This is a genomic window from Steroidobacter sp. (assembly GCF_016790065.1).
Lineage (GTDB): Bacteria > Pseudomonadota > Gammaproteobacteria > Steroidobacterales > Steroidobacteraceae > Steroidobacter.
The window spans coordinates 1-13,954 of record NZ_JAEUPY010000154.1; the positions used below are offsets into that span (position 1 = coordinate 1).

Sequence of the window (13,954 nt, forward strand, 5' to 3'; positions counted from 1 at the left end):
CATTCAAGTACAGCTGCAGGTACTTGAGCATGTCATTGGCGCTCGAGCCGATGGCGCCACCGGGCGCGACACCAAACTTCATATGATCGTAGAACGGTATCGTTCTGACCTTGCCCTGTTCGCGCAGGTGCGGAATCGCATGATCCGCGCGCCGCAAAGATTCAGTCACACTGGTCGTGGAGTTGTGCATGGCCAGCGGCTCGAACAACCGTACTCGGACCAGTTCATTCCAATTCGTTCCAGCGACTTCGCCCGCCACATACCCTGCCACCGCATACATGATGTTGCTGTACTGGTAGCCATCACGGAACGGACGATTGGGTGGCAGGTAGCGTAGACGAGCCACCAACTCTGCGGGCTGCAGATGAGTGCTGAACCGCAGGAAGTCATGACGAGGCATGCCCGTTCGATGAGTCAACAGATCACGAGCTGTGAGCTGCTGCGTAACTGCCGGATCATACATCTCGAACTGCGGCAGATACTGGCGGACCGGCCTGTCCCAGTCGAGCTTGCCCTCCTCCACCAGCGTCGCCAGGACCGCCGAGGTGAAGGATTTCGACATGGATGCAATGGAGAACACTGTGTCCGCAGTTACGCGCGACGCACTGCCGACCTCTCGTCGTCCATAGCCTCGCGCCAATATCACTTTGCCGTCGACGATGACGCCCAGCGCCGCGCCCGGAATCTGCAGTTCTGCCATGACGCGCTCGACCTGCTCGTCGATGCCCGCCAACGGATCGGTCGAAGCGTTCGACACAGCGGCGGCCAGCAACAACGTCAGTGCCAGCAGCCATCGGTGCAACAGCGGCGTACAACGGGTAACCAAACGCGTCAGCTGACTCATGCGTGTGTACTCAACGAGGATCGGAAAAGACTCAACGCGAACTGAACCACCGCGGCGGTCCGGCATTCGGTAGCAACGTTTCATTGCCGCGCCCGGCGTAGTTGGCGGTCGAAGAAATCCACGGTGGCGCGATTCATGGCCAGCGCATTGGCGTGACGCAGGATGGCGTGTGTCTCATCGACCAACACCAGTGTCTGGTAACGCACGCCGACCTTGTCCAAACGTCGCGTCAGGTCGACGGTCTGGCTCAGGCCGATGTTGCGATCGTCGTCGCCGTGGATGAACAGCACTGGTGAACGCCACGTGTCGACTGCGGAGACCGGCGAGGATTGCCAGCCCACATCCAGTGCACGCTGCGTATCTGGTGGCATCTCATATTGCGCACGATTGAAGAGATCGGCGTGATACACCAACGTCCAGTCATGCACGCCGTGGATGTTGACGCCCGCAGCAAACAGTTCCGAGTCGCGAGCCAGCGCGAGGCCCGTCAGGTATCCGCCGTAGGAGCCGCCATAGATACCAATGCGGTCGACATCACCACGCGCTTGCAAAAAGCGAGCGGCAGCTTGGACATCCTGATACTCCGAAGCACCACGCACACCGGCGTTTGCAGGAAAGTGCAGGTCGTGACCATAGCCCGGGCCGAGCCGATAGTTGACGGACAACACAACGTAGCCGCGGCTAGCTAGATACTGATTGACCGCATAGTAGTTGCTGTACGAGGCGCGGGCGTTCCACCCAAGCAGCATTTGTCGTTGCGGCCCGCCGTGAACGTAGACGATCGCCGGCCGTTTTCCACTCGTTGCTTGTTTGGGTTCGAACAGCTGGCCATGCACGGTTTTCCCGTCGGCTGCCGCGAAACTCACCGACGTCGGCACGACCAACTGCGTCACGGGATAGTCGACCGGCACAAGTTCCGGCGCCAGCAAACGAACGCCGCGTCCTTGATGGCTCGTCGTCGCCAACACCGGCGGCCGCTGCGCCGTTGCACTTAGAAACAACAGCTCACCGGCGCGGGTATGAGCTGGAGCCCACTCCAGACCCGTGCCTGCCGTGAGTTGCACAGGATCACGGCCTTCCACCGAAACACTGAACAGATGCCGACGCTCCAGGTCATCCGGCTGCATTCCGGTATTGGCGCTGAATACCAAGCGGCGACGATCCGGCGACAACGCCACGTCATCGACCATGTAGTTGCCGCGAGTCAGTTGCGTTGGCGCACCGCCGTTCGACGGCAAGGAATACAGATGCTGCCAACCATCAGCATAGGAACGGAACACGAGGCGATCCCCTTCGGCCCATTCCAGATAAGGCTCTCCGGGATACGAATCGCGCAGACCCGCGCCGCTACTCCAGCGTTGCACAGCTTGGCCGGTGCGGACATCGGCCACCCAAATCGACCAAGGCTCTGGCTCGAACTCCAAGCGCGGAGCAGGCGCGCCGCCGCGTCCCGGATGGCGCACGAACGCGATTCGTTGCCCATCTGCAGACCAGCGCGGCGAACTATCACGCGCCACCGACGGAGCGAGCCACAATATCGGCGTTGAGTCATCGCGATAGATGCCGATCAGTGCATGACTGTCACGTGATGACACGAACGCGAGACGACTGCCATCGGCGGACCAGGCAGGCGAGCCTAGCCGGCCGCGCGCACTGAACAACTTTCTCGCCGCCACCGAGCCATCGATGGGCACGATCCAGAACGCGCCGTCCTTCTGGAACAGCACGCGACTACTGTCGGGCGCGATGACTGGATAATCACCTTCACTCAGCAATCGAACTGTGCCATCCGCGAGCGCCGCGCTCCAGATTTCGACCTTGGTTCCGACAGGCATCGACAGCGGGTCGGCAGGCGAGCCGCGATCCCAATTTCCTCCATGTTCGCCGCCGCGCACATACACCGCGAACTTCCCATCAGGTGACAGCGACAGACTGGTGAGTTCCTGACCGTCATCCTTGCTGTACGCAGTCAATTGTCGAGCTGCGAAGTGCGGAGCGCTCGCAACCCATACATTACGCAGCCCCTGATGGTTGACGAGCCAAGCCACCTGCGAGCCTTGCGACGCCGCCACCAAGCTGGTCGAGAATGCATAGTCTCTGACTTGTTCGAGCGTGAATGAGGTTGCCGCCGGCGCTGCCGCTCCAGCGCCGAGAAGCAACATCACCAACACCGGTCGCATCCACGACATCACGAGTGATTTACTGCTCACGACGCAGCTCGACCCAATGCGGCAACGAATAGATCCACCAGCCGCGCCGACTGTCTTTCGCATTGGCATGGACGTAACCATTGAGCACACCATCGCGCCACTGCAAAGTGATGTCGGTGTCATGCGCTCTACGTCGCGTATCCGAAGTGTCGATCTGCAGTGAGCTCCGGCCGGTCAAACGACCGTTCCGAAAGGCCGCCTGATTCAGCAGCGTCGACAACTGATCATCCAGCTGCAGATGAATGTCTCCCGTCGGCAGCACCTCCATACGCAGAGCACGAGCACCTTCATGCGTTTTTACTTCGCCCTTCCAGGTCCCCACCAGCGACGCATCGGGCTGCAACGCTTCGGTCGGCGGCTTCTCACGGACGCTGAGATCCGTCTGCACATCTCGCCAACCCGGCAGTAGCGCTTTGAAGATGGCCGTGCCGATCGCATCGAGCGGCCCTTTGTTGGTGTTGGACAGCAGGACTACGCCGACGCGCTGCTCGGGAATCAGATTGAAGAACGCGTTGGCGCCCGAATGCGAACCTCCATGGCCGTGCACGCGATAGCCGCCTTTCGACTGCACCTGCCACCCGATTGCGTAACCGTTGCCCGGCCGTATCCAGGTGGGCGCGGCCGTCATCGCGTCGATGTTGGCATCGCTGAGGATGGCCTGTTGATCCGGTAATCGACTCTTCAGAAAGAACAACGCGAGGCGCGCCAGATCGTGGGCGCTGGAATACACAGCCGTCGCGCCCGGCTCGGTGTTTTGATAGAACGGAATCGGCTCGCCGAGCAGGTCGTAGCGCACTGCTGCGTAGTCTTGCAACCCTGGCCCGATGTCGACCGAGGTCCGTGTCATTCCCAACGGCATCGCCACACTCTGCCGCAAGGCTTCGGCAAACGAGCGACCGGACACCTGCGCCACCAGATAGTCGAGTACCCCGTAGCCAACGTTCGAATACTCGAAGCGCTCGCCCGGCGGTCGCATCACCTGCGCGTAACGTCGCAGCGAGAGTTCCTGCGGCAACATGTGTTGCCGCTCATCGCCGTAATAGCTCAGGTCCGAGCCCGGCAGCCCGGCGGTGTGATCAGCCACACGACGCACTGTCACCTGCCGCTCATCGCCGATGCGAACCGTGAGCTGCAGTTCGCCCAGGTAATCATTCACCGGCCGGTCCAGATCGACCTTGCCGGCCTGCACCAGCGTCATCAGCGCAGTGCTGGTGAACGTCTTCGACAAGGAAGCGATTGAATACATCGTGTGTTCACTCGCCGGGACTCGACGCTCCTTGTCCGCCCAACCGAAACCCTGTTGCCAAACAATCCGCCCGTCCTTCACTACAGCAACAGCGATCGAAGCGAGCTGCTGCTCTGATATTTGTTCGTAAATCAGCGCCCGTGCCATGTCGAATCTGGCCGCGTCGAATTTGTCGGCGCGTGCGCTGATCGTGAACAGCAGGGCACTGCAGGCGAGCGTCAGCACGCCTGCGCGAGTCCCAACCGAAGGCAACATCAGAACTTGCCCCGCAGACTCACCGTGAAGTTGCGTGGCTCGCCGTACCAGTTGCCCGAAGCACTGGTGCCCACCGTCTGGTAGTAGACCTCGTCGGACAGGTTGTTGAAATTGAGCGCGGCACCCCAGTTGTCGTTGATGTCGTACTCCACTCGGGCATCCCACACAGCGTAAGCGTCCTGCGTGAATCTGAATGGCACGTTGCCGAGCTGTGTCCACGGCGTGGTGGTTTCATTCCAGGTCGTCACGGTGCCGCTCACGAAGCTGGAACTCTGCGCGTTGACACCGCCGCCCACTCTCAACCGTGACAGCCGTCCCGGTAGCTGGGTCGTAGACCACAGACGAAACAGATGCTTCGGCGTCACGGAACTGAAGGCGGCACCGGACACCTTGCTTTCATTGTCGTTGTACGTGTAGCCGGCCGATACATTCCATCCCGGCAGCAGCTCGCCCTGGATCTCCGTGTCGATGCCCCTGCTGGTGACATCGCCTTCCTGCAGCCAGCAACAGGCGCCGACGATGGGCAAACTGGTATCGCGGATACCCTGGTTGTTGCGCTTGATGTCATAGAGCGCCACCGACGTGGTGACGCGCCCGGCGAACAGACTGCCCTTCACGCCGAGTTCGTAGTTGGTGCCCTCGATCGGATCGAGCGGCGCGCCCGGCAACGGCCCTGCCAGCAATGTTCCCTGCGGCCGGTAGGTCGAGGAATAGCTTGCGTAGACCAGCCAGTCATCATTGAGTTCGAACGTAATCCCGCCGTAGGGCGTGGTCTTCGCGTCATCGAACTTCGTGCGCGTCTCGCCGACGATGGCGCCGGCCGTGTTGTAGGTGTAATAGCGCTGCTGATATTCGTACTGTCCATAGCGCAGCCCCGCGATCAGCCGCAACGACTGCGTCAACGCAACGCGTGCCACGGCGAAGGCGCCATGTTGCTTCGAATAGAAACTCGGCCACGTGAACCAGTAACCGTTCTGCGCCGGTTCCAGGTAGGCGTTGGGATCGAAGTTGAACGGATCGACCGGCTGCACGATGTTGGCATACGGCCCAAACCAGTGACGGTAATTGGGGCGGGTGATGTGTTGCCAGTCCGCGCCGAACACCACACTGTGGTCGAGACCGAACGCCTGGAACTTGCCGGTCATGCTGACATCCGCGATCTCCTGCACATTGACGTAAGCAGCATGCGAACTGCCGAGCGTCGGCCCAGCGCCAGTGACTGGATTGACCGCACCGTTGGAACTTGCGTGACGCACTCCGCTGGTCTGATTGGAACGGTTCACATTAGCCCGCACCGACCAACCCTCGGAGAGTTTGTAGTCGAGCCGACCGAACAGTTCATCGGTGTTGAAATTCCAACGACTCCAGGCGGTCCCCAGAAAGGTACTGCGAGGCAGCTGCAGGTCGCGGCCGTCGCTGTAGCGAGGCAACCCGCTCCACCATGGCGTGGAGTTGCGCTCCTCGTAACTGCCGCCCACGGTAACCATCAATTGCTCGGAGACGTCGAACTCGCTGATGCCATACAGCAGGTTCTTTTTCATGGTCGCGACATCGTAGAAATAATCGCGGTCTTGGGTCAGCGCGACGAATCGATTGCGCCACCGGCCGTCATACGAAGGCTCGAAGCTGACATCCAGCTCGGCCCGGCGGTTGCTCCAACTGCCGGCGGAGGCCGCGAACGCCACTTGCGCAGCCTGCTGCGGACGTTTACGCACCAGGTTGACGACGCCACCGGGATCGCCGGTGCCGGAGAACAAGCCATCCGCACCACGCAACAGCTCGACCTGTTGGTACTGCGCCATATCGAAATCGTTGTTATAGCCCAGCGCGGTCGCATCCACTGGAAAGCTGCCATCCAGCTGCACGCTGTTGATCTGGAAGCCGCGCGAGTAGAACACGGGACGACCGAGCGAGCTGGTCTGCACGGTGACGCCGGCAATTCTCGCCAGCGCCTCCCTCAGATCGGTGATGTTCTGCTCTTCGATCTGTTGACTGCTCATGACGGTGATGGACTGCGGAATCTCTCGCAGCGAGGCCACACCTCGTCCCATCTCCATCGGCGCGATCAACTGACCGAGTACGGTGATTCTCTCGACGGAGTCGGCACTGCCGTCCACATCGCTGCGCTGTACTCCGCTCGGCGTGTCCGACCGTCTCTCGCTACGGGGCGACGTTGACAGTGCTCGGAGCACATAGCCACCGGTGGTCTGCTGAACAGCGACCAATGCTGTGCCTTCGAGCAGGCGCTTGAAGCCTTCCTGCACCGTATATTCCCCGGTCAAACCGTTGGTGGTGCGTCCCTTCACCAACAGTGGATCGAAGGACAGCGGCACACCGCTGTCCACCGCGAAGACCGAGAGCGCTCGGCCCAGCGGCCCCGCCGGAATGGTCCAACTTTGTTTGTTATCGGACTGAGCCGCCGCCGGCAGGTACGGAGCGAAGGTTGCAACCGACAGGCACAGCAACACTCGTGGCAGCACTGCAGTGTTCGGACGACGCGACGCCAGGAGTTCCGAGACAGAATTGGCCAGAGAAGAGGCAGGCATAGTTGTTACAGCGACCCATTGTGGAAGGTACACTGCTGATGCCGAACCAGCCGCGAAAAAGTATCACCCCGAGATGAAATTCATCCGCGGGCTTCGACCATCACCCAATAGCGGCTCAGCGATCGCACCGTCAACGGAAAGCTCGCGGCCAGCAGGTTCAAGCTGCTTTGGGTATCGAGCAAGGAAAAAATGCCCGAGATGCGCAGATCGGCTACGTCCTGCGCACACCGGATGATGCCTGGCCGATAGCGCGCCAGTTCATCGAGCACGTCCTGCAAGCGCCACTCGTCGACGATGAGCATGCCCTTGGTCCAAGCAAAAGTCGTGCTATCGGCCGGCTGCACGGCGGCGATTGCACGCTTGGTGAACGTCGTCTGCTCTCCAGCCCTCAGGATCAACGCCCCGCCGCTCTGCTGCGACTCGGGCTGCACACTGACGGCGTGCTCGACCACCGCGACCCGCGTGGCGCCATCATCCTCTCGTACGCTGAAACGAGTGCCCAGCGACTGGATGCTGCCATGTCGCGTGGTGACCCGAAATGGACGCATCGGATCGGCAGCCACTGTCACCATGAGTTCGCCCGAGCGCAGGCTCAGCTGCCGCGAGCGGTCGCCGAATTTCAGATCCACGGCAGTGGCGGTACCGAGCGTCAGCGCACTGCCATCCGGCAGCACTATGGCCTGATGCTGCCCCACCGATGTCCGCAGATCTGCCGACTGTTGCTCGCGCAACACCCATCCCGTCGTGCCCGCCACGGTCACCGTCAACATTCCTCGCAAGACGCGCCGTCGTCCCAACTGGCGACGCCGACCCAGCGTTTCCTGTGCCAATCCCGACGGGAGCTGTTTCAAGTCATGGAGCATCGCCTCGGCGCGTTGCCAGGCCTGCCGATGCTGCTCGCTGCGCTCACACCAGCGCCTGAGCGCCTCGTGATCTTCCGCCGTGGCGACGCCCGACTGCATCTGGACCAGCCATTCGGCGGCCTCATTGAGTAGCTGCGGATGAATGACGGCGGAGTTATCCATGATGAGATCCGTCGGTTGTCTCAGGCGGCCAGACAGGCCTGGAATGCTTTGAGCATATGGCGCTTGACCGTGATCAGCGAGACGCCGAGATGGGTGGCGATATCGGCGTAAGTCATGCCATGCAATTGCGACAGCATGAACGCATCGCGCGCGCCCGCCGGCAAATCATCCAGGAGTGCGTCGATACGCATCAGCGTTTGCAGGATGGAGACTTGCGCCTCGGCCGACGGCGCTTCAGCTTCCGGCAAGGCTGCCAAGGTCTGCTGCCAGGCACGCATCAGGTCGCTGCGACGATAGTGATCGATCAGCAGACCACGAGCCATGATCCGCAGATAAGCACGCGGCTCACGCAGTGCCTCGGTATTGCGTGAATGAAGCAGTCGGACGAAAACATCATGCGCGATGTCAGCCGCCTCATCGGAGAAGCCCAGCTTGCCACGCAGCCAGCGATGCAACCAACCGTGATGCTCTCGGTATATTTGCTCGACCGAATCGACACTCATGACTTCGGGACTTTGCCAGTTAGTTAAGCAGTCCGTTTCGCCCGACGATAGCGAGGCCCGTCATTTTTGTCTATACATACGCTGCGAGACGCTGACCCGATCGCCAGCGCCCCCAGCCCTGCACCAACAGTTCTCGTGAGGCAGTCCAACCAGCACTGCTTTGGCGCAGACCTCAGTCACACGCCGTGAGCGCCATCAGCGATCCACAGTGACATAGGCGATCGGGCAGTCGGTGCCCGGCATCACCCGAATGCTCACCGGCTTATCGGCCGAGAACGCCATCATCAACAAGGCGTAGACGTCCTTTCGATAGGTCGAGGAGGCACTGAGCTTCAGCAATACGCCGCCATTCGCCGTACAACTCAACGCAGTCTCCGCGCCACTGGTGCGCACCCAAATATCGCCGCCGCCCAGATCGCCTGAATCGACATAGAGCTGTTCGATATAGACGTTATCGCATCTCAGAGCGCTACAATCGGCGCTCGCGCAGGCCGCAAATGCAAGCGTCGACAGTGTCACTGCAAACATAGCGAAATGATTTCGCATCGGACTCTCCTTGTGCTTCCAACCTCAACCTGTTTTGGATCTCGCCGGCGTTCTTGTATGTCAGCTATCGCCAGCGCTAGAGATTCTCGCATGACCACGGGGCACTTCGGAATGCCTAGAGTGATCCTTGCTGGCATGATGCTAGCAGCCGCATTGATACCAAGTGCGAGTGCCCTCTCAGCGGACAACCCCAAGGACCAAGCGAAGCCCGCCGCCCCCGTCAATCCAATTATCGAAATCGAGTCGCGCTTCTCGCCGGCACAACGAAAATATCTGGAACTGCTCAGGCACCTCGTTGGTCAAGGCCGTACGCCGAACATCCTAGTGCAAACCTGCGACCAACGATTCCCGAACGATCGGGATCAACACCGCCAGGCCCTTGCCAATTGGAATGCAAAGAATCAAGCAGTCGTGGAAGAGCTCGAGAAACGTCGCGCGGTGGTCGTTGGCATTCGGGCACGCGGCAACCTCGTGCAACGTGCCGACATGGAACGGGCATTCAATGCCAATGTCGCGAAGTCTGCCATGGTCCTGTTTTCCGAGACCGACCCCAGCAAGAGCCGAGATCTCTGTGGCAATTTGAGTTCTGTACTAGCGAGCGAGTACTACGATTTGGAACCCGCTAGCGACGACGCAATGAACGCCAGCTTGATCAAGTTGATGCGTGCTGTTTCACCAGTGCAGATCGAGGCTTGGTACGTACAATGAACGCTTCCATGAGCCTCGGCTAAAGCGAACGCCTTTTCTCACGATATGATTTGACGAACCGATGCACCGCCGGAAACGCCTTCGGCGAGCCAGCGAACTGACGTAGCACCGCGAGCTCATCTGCAGTCACAGGTGCGACATACATCGGCTTGAGATACGCCGCAGCTACCGCGACGTAGCAGCCAGTCGCAGCTGAGGCAATTATCTCCTGATCCAACTTTCTCAGTGCTTCGCTGTCTTTAGGGAGCAGCACGCAAGATGAAGGAAATCCGGCTGCATACTCGGGCAGCGCGCGAACTTTCGATAGCCACTCGTGCTCCAACGTCTCCAACTGGAACGCGCGATTGAGCATCGAGCGCGAGTCGCCCAGCGATACGAACCTCGCCCCGCGCCCGGATTCCGTCAACACCAGCCCGCTTTCCGGGCCGTCGTAAAAACCCAATGCGAGGACTCGCACGTAAGCGCTAGCTTGATCCTGAAGCGATTGACTCATAGCCACTCTCGAATCATCTGCAAAGATCTTCTCACATTCTGGCCACGGGTTCCGCAAGCTCCATTTTGCACGACCTGCCACCTGGCACGGAGACTGCCCCTTTAGATTGGCGCTGGCAGCAATGCCCGGACCACACATTGGAGTTGGGGGATTTACCTCATATTCAGCCCCCGGCCTGAAGTCTTATTGAGGAACCAACGCTGTAAAGCCATCTTCCTCGTCGCCGTGATCACGGCGTAAATCTAAGAAGAAGGAAAAGTAATGTCGCACAGAAATCAATCCATCCGCACGCACAACGACGGCACTCGCGCTTGGAAGTACGACGATTCACCAATGCCCACTTGGCTAGAGAATCTCGCAGGAGATCTTCAACCGAATGGCACATTCTCGCTGCCAACCGACGCCGGCCTCGTCCGCGTTCATCCTGGAAACATCGTAGTCGAATGCGGCGGCAACATCTGGGTTCGATCGAGCGAGGACGCAGACGCGCTGGCGGAATCCATAGAACTGGAGATGGACTCGACAATCATGACCATCGGCCCAGGCAAGATGCATCAATTCGGCACGAAAGCGCGTCGTTTGGCAGCAAACGATCGACGAAAATACCCGTCCCCGGTCGGCACTCGCCCCAGCATCGAATGGATACACTTGAACAGACTATCCGTCGACGCCGCATACCAGAGATCGACTGATAACGACGCCTCGCGCAGGCTGATCTCTAGTATCACAGCCAAGTTCGACTGGCGTCTGTGTATGCCGCTGGTCGTCTCCAGACGTGCAGAGGATGAGCTGGTAATCATCGACGGTCAGCATCGTTGGCTGGCGGCCTGCAACCGGGACGACATCGATTCTCTACCGTGCTGCCTATTCAGATACAAGAACATGCAGGAGGAAGCGCGCATGTTCATCGTCGCCAATCGAGCTCGCAAACCTATTAGTCGCTTGGATGATTTCTACGCAGCCGTCGCCGCCGGGGATGAAGATGCACTGGAGATTCAGCAACTCGTCACGGACGCCGGCTTTCGTGTAGCTCGCCAAGTATCGCAAACGGCGCTGGCGCCGGGGGAGGTCGTGTTTACCTCCGGCATCGCAAGCGCGATTCGCAAGTTCGGCGCAAAGAACACAGCTGCTGGCCTAAAGCATCTGTCCGCTGTTTTCTCGGATCAGAAACTGCTCCATGGAGGAGCAATTTTAGGGGCGCTTGCAATGTTCCTCTCCAATGCCGGGTCAGAGGTGGATTCCGATCGCCTCAATCGCGCGTTACGAAGCAAGAGGATCGAGGAGTGGGGACTCGTCACTACCGGAGTAAAAAGTGGCGGCAGCCGTCTCGCCGTGCTTCGCACGGCCATCGCGGCCGCCTATGAGCAGTCTCGCGAAGCGACCGCCGATCCGCGGCACTCATAAACTGAAGCGGTACGTCTGCCGCCGGTGCGGACGGATGGATCGATGATCCATCCGTCCGGGACCGACACGTAGCGCAACACATCCCTCGCCGCGTAGAGCGCGGCTGCCTACTCGATTTCAATGAGCTGCTTTGGCACACTGACAAATCTAGGCTCTGGCTTTCCGGATGGAACTTCGAGCACGACGCGAACACCAAGCCCCCGCATACGAACAGTGACATCGTCAAACCTTACGTAACCGGGACCGAGAAAGCTTTCCCCCTGAGTCAATCCCGCGCCCGACAGTCGACTATCCCAGGGCCGCGCCAGATGCACAACTGCATGATCCTTGCGCACCTGTGCGACCTTGAAAGCCGCGCGAACAAAACCACTCTGATTCTGCCCGAAGACAAATGGAGCGACGGCCCAGAACACGAAGATCATGTGGGTCACCTTGCGAAGCCTTTGCGGATTGTGCTCAGGGTGCCTCACTGCAAGCTTGGACAGGTGAATTCCAGTGTCATCGAACTGGCGGCGACGTCGGATCATCAACAACATCCCGCCAATGAATCCCTGTGTCACAACGATACAGCTGTAGATCACCAAACGCTGCCAGCTCCAGTCGAAGAGTACCGATACTATGATCGCAAGAGCGGCCATCACCCAGATCGGAAATGACCACATAACTCGAAAGTCGGCAGCGAGGTAGGCCACCGCATGCGGGGGTGCTTTGTCGCGGAAGAAACTCAGCGCCTCCATCGGCCATCGCATCAAGACTAGGCCCATCGAAGTCACACCTGCCCAATACGCAGCACAGACTAACGACAATCCGATGAACAGAAAGGTGAGAGCCATTCCTTGACCAAGGGTTAGGTCCTCAGGGTACGAGCCCGTTACGACACATTCATAGAGCAAACATAAGCTACCGATGGCTACGGCACCTCCCGCGACGACGGTAGTGACAAGCGCCCAGATCTCTTTGAACCTAACCATTGCTCCTCCTGACAGGTTGATGCTCCATTCATCAATCTACGACTGACCATATCTATTGAAGCCGACTGAGTCGCCCCGCATAGATTGCGGACTTGTGCCATCGGCACCGACGTCGTAGAACGTTATTTCGCGGCGCGGGCCGGCCATCGTGGGATCAAGGCGGCGCGCGCAGTACGATGCCTGGAGAGCCATTGCGGAGAAAGCGCAATGGAAAAGACCAGAGGACGTGAAGAAGGCGCACCCTAAGGCGAGCATTCTCAAGGGTGGCCGGGTGTTGTTCAACATCAAGGGCAACGACTATCGGCTATGGCGTGTTGATGATTCGGTTTTTCGGCTCGCCTGACCAATACGACAAGGTTAACGCGGAGACTGTGTAATGAAGACCATATTGATCGTCATTCAGAACGATGCGGATCACGCACAGGCCAAGGCGCTGATCGAGAAGCTAATGGACTCGAAGGACCCATCGGACCAGGCACGGATGGTGGCTCAGGCTTATCTGACTGAAGCATATGAGCGGTCGCGATGGCCCCGACGCGCACCATCGCTTCCCGATCTGCTCGCTTACTTGATGGATCAGCACGGGATTTCGCGTGACGGCCGCGGCCTGCCGCAGAACTAATGCTCCGTCTTCGGTGGCGTATGCACTAAACTCCCCCGCCGATCATCCGATCGAACGAAGGCGCGGCTTTGGCACAGAAATTCTATGTAGTGTGGGCGGGACGGAAGACCGGAGTTTTCACGGACTGGCCCACCACGCATCGGCAGGTCGATAAATTCGCGGGCGCGCGATACAAGTCGTTCCCGACGCGCGCGGAGGCGGAGCAGGCTTTTGCGGGCGGAGCGCCGAGGGCTACGTTCGTGAAGCGGGCGCCAAAGAAGACCAGCGAGCAGGCGCAGGCCGATTCATCTGAGGCCGAGCCAACTGAGTTCGATTTGCAGATCTACTGCGATGGCGCGTGCAATCCCAATCCTGGCCGGGCGGGATCTGGGCTTGCGGTGTATCGCAGTGGCAAGCTGACGCAGCTCTGGTTCGGTCTCCACAATCCGGCCGGCACCAACAACACCGCCGAGCTCAATGCGTTGCATCGCGCGTTGACCATGGCGGAAACCGCCATCGACGACGGCTTGACGGTGCAGATCCTTTGCGATTCCACCTACGCGATCAACTGCATCTCGAAGTGGGCCGCGGGTTGGGAAAAG

General features: G+C 59.7%; 14 protein-coding genes. 5 read left to right on the top strand and 9 right to left on the bottom strand.

Annotated elements, in window-relative coordinates:
• The 7 genes from JNL55_RS06485 to JNL55_RS06515 form a co-directional block, all read right to left on the bottom strand.
• A partial coding sequence (locus tag JNL55_RS06485; protein WP_293850937.1) for a serine hydrolase domain-containing protein occupies positions 1-844 on the bottom strand: 844 nt, incomplete at its 3' end.
• Between the two features lie 80 nt (positions 845-924).
• Positions 925-3,054: a S9 family peptidase gene (locus JNL55_RS06490; RefSeq protein ID WP_293850940.1), complete on the bottom strand. Its 2,130-nt coding sequence runs from the start codon at positions 3,052-3,054 to the stop codon at positions 925-927.
• Positions 3,044-4,555 (bottom strand): serine hydrolase domain-containing protein, encoded by a 1,512-nt coding sequence (locus tag JNL55_RS06495; RefSeq protein WP_293850943.1) that lies wholly within the window; start codon positions 4,553-4,555, stop codon positions 3,044-3,046. The genes JNL55_RS06490 and JNL55_RS06495 overlap by 11 nt, the downstream gene beginning before the upstream one ends.
• Entirely contained in the window at positions 4,555-7,101 is a 2,547-nt protein-coding gene (locus tag JNL55_RS06500) for a TonB-dependent siderophore receptor (protein ID WP_293850946.1), read from the bottom strand. Before JNL55_RS06500 ends, JNL55_RS06495 begins: the two co-directional genes overlap by 1 nt.
• 80 nt (positions 7,102-7,181) lie before the next feature.
• Complete coding sequence (locus JNL55_RS06505) at positions 7,182-8,126, bottom strand: FecR domain-containing protein (protein ID WP_293850949.1); 945 nt, start codon at positions 8,124-8,126, stop codon at positions 7,182-7,184.
• A gap of 20 nt (positions 8,127-8,146) precedes the next feature.
• Positions 8,147-8,629: a sigma-70 family RNA polymerase sigma factor gene (locus JNL55_RS06510; protein ID WP_293850952.1), complete on the bottom strand. Its 483-nt coding sequence runs from the start codon at positions 8,627-8,629 to the stop codon at positions 8,147-8,149.
• 195 nt (positions 8,630-8,824) lie between these two features.
• A complete protein-coding gene (locus JNL55_RS06515; RefSeq protein ID WP_293850955.1) occupies positions 8,825-9,175 on the bottom strand; it encodes a hypothetical protein in 351 nt (116 codons plus the stop codon).
• Between the two features lie 90 nt (positions 9,176-9,265).
• On the opposite strand from JNL55_RS06515, the gene JNL55_RS06520 reads away from it, so the two are divergent.
• The gene (locus JNL55_RS06520) at positions 9,266-9,883 is read left to right on the top strand and encodes a hypothetical protein (protein WP_293850958.1); all 618 of its coding nucleotides are present in this window, start codon (positions 9,266-9,268) and stop codon (positions 9,881-9,883) included.
• Positions 9,884-9,902: 19 nt separating this feature from the next.
• Here the strand turns inward: JNL55_RS06520 and JNL55_RS06525 are convergent, their stop codons facing one another.
• Positions 9,903-10,376 carry a hypothetical protein gene (locus JNL55_RS06525; protein WP_293850961.1) on the bottom strand — a complete coding sequence of 158 codons (474 nt, stop codon included), beginning with the start codon at positions 10,374-10,376 and terminating at the stop codon, positions 9,903-9,905.
• 261 nt (positions 10,377-10,637) lie between these two features.
• On the opposite strand from JNL55_RS06525, the gene JNL55_RS06530 reads away from it, so the two are divergent.
• Positions 10,638-11,780 carry a DUF6551 family protein gene (locus JNL55_RS06530; RefSeq protein ID WP_293850964.1) on the top strand — a complete coding sequence of 381 codons (1,143 nt, stop codon included), beginning with the start codon at positions 10,638-10,640 and terminating at the stop codon, positions 11,778-11,780.
• A gap of 107 nt (positions 11,781-11,887) precedes the next feature.
• On the opposite strand, the gene JNL55_RS06535 is transcribed toward JNL55_RS06530, so the two are convergent.
• Positions 11,888-12,613, bottom strand: a complete 726-nt coding sequence (locus JNL55_RS06535) for a hypothetical protein (RefSeq protein ID WP_293850967.1) — start codon at positions 12,611-12,613, stop codon at positions 11,888-11,890.
• Between the two features lie 364 nt (positions 12,614-12,977).
• On the opposite strand from JNL55_RS06535, the gene JNL55_RS37375 reads away from it, so the two are divergent.
• The 3 genes from JNL55_RS37375 to JNL55_RS06545 form a co-directional block, all read left to right on the top strand.
• Positions 12,978-13,094: a type II toxin-antitoxin system HigB family toxin gene (locus JNL55_RS37375; protein ID WP_415923019.1), complete on the top strand. Its 117-nt coding sequence runs from the start codon at positions 12,978-12,980 to the stop codon at positions 13,092-13,094.
• Between the two features lie 33 nt (positions 13,095-13,127).
• Entirely contained in the window at positions 13,128-13,373 is a 246-nt protein-coding gene (locus JNL55_RS06540) for a hypothetical protein (RefSeq protein ID WP_293850969.1), read from the top strand.
• A gap of 89 nt (positions 13,374-13,462) precedes the next feature.
• The coding region (locus JNL55_RS06545; protein ID WP_415923020.1) for a viroplasmin family protein at positions 13,463-13,954 on the top strand (492 nt) is incomplete at its 3' end.

Bases quoted from the DNA above. Each gene is read 5' to 3' on its own strand.
- JNL55_RS06495 (WP_293850943.1), bottom strand. From the start codon at position 4,555: ATGTTGCCTTCGGTTGGGACTCGCGCAGGCGTGCTGACGCTCGCCTGC.
- JNL55_RS06500 (WP_293850946.1), bottom strand. From the start codon at position 7,101: ATGCCTGCCTCTTCTCTGGCCAATTCTGTCTCGGAACTCCTGGCGTCG.
- JNL55_RS06505 (WP_293850949.1), bottom strand. From the start codon at position 8,126: ATGGATAACTCCGCCGTCATTCATCCGCAGCTACTCAATGAGGCCGCC.
- JNL55_RS06510 (WP_293850952.1), bottom strand. From the start codon at position 8,629: ATGAGTGTCGATTCGGTCGAGCAAATATACCGAGAGCATCACGGTTGG.
- JNL55_RS06515 (WP_293850955.1), bottom strand. From the start codon at position 9,175: ATGCGAAATCATTTCGCTATGTTTGCAGTGACACTGTCGACGCTTGCA.
- JNL55_RS06520 (WP_293850958.1), top strand. From the start codon at position 9,266: ATGACCACGGGGCACTTCGGAATGCCTAGAGTGATCCTTGCTGGCATG.
- JNL55_RS06525 (WP_293850961.1), bottom strand. From the start codon at position 10,376: ATGAGTCAATCGCTTCAGGATCAAGCTAGCGCTTACGTGCGAGTCCTC.
- JNL55_RS06530 (WP_293850964.1), top strand. From the start codon at position 10,638: ATGTCGCACAGAAATCAATCCATCCGCACGCACAACGACGGCACTCGC.
- JNL55_RS06535 (WP_293850967.1), bottom strand. From the start codon at position 12,613: ATGGCTCTCACCTTTCTGTTCATCGGATTGTCGTTAGTCTGTGCTGCG.
- JNL55_RS06540 (WP_293850969.1), top strand. From the start codon at position 13,128: ATGAAGACCATATTGATCGTCATTCAGAACGATGCGGATCACGCACAG.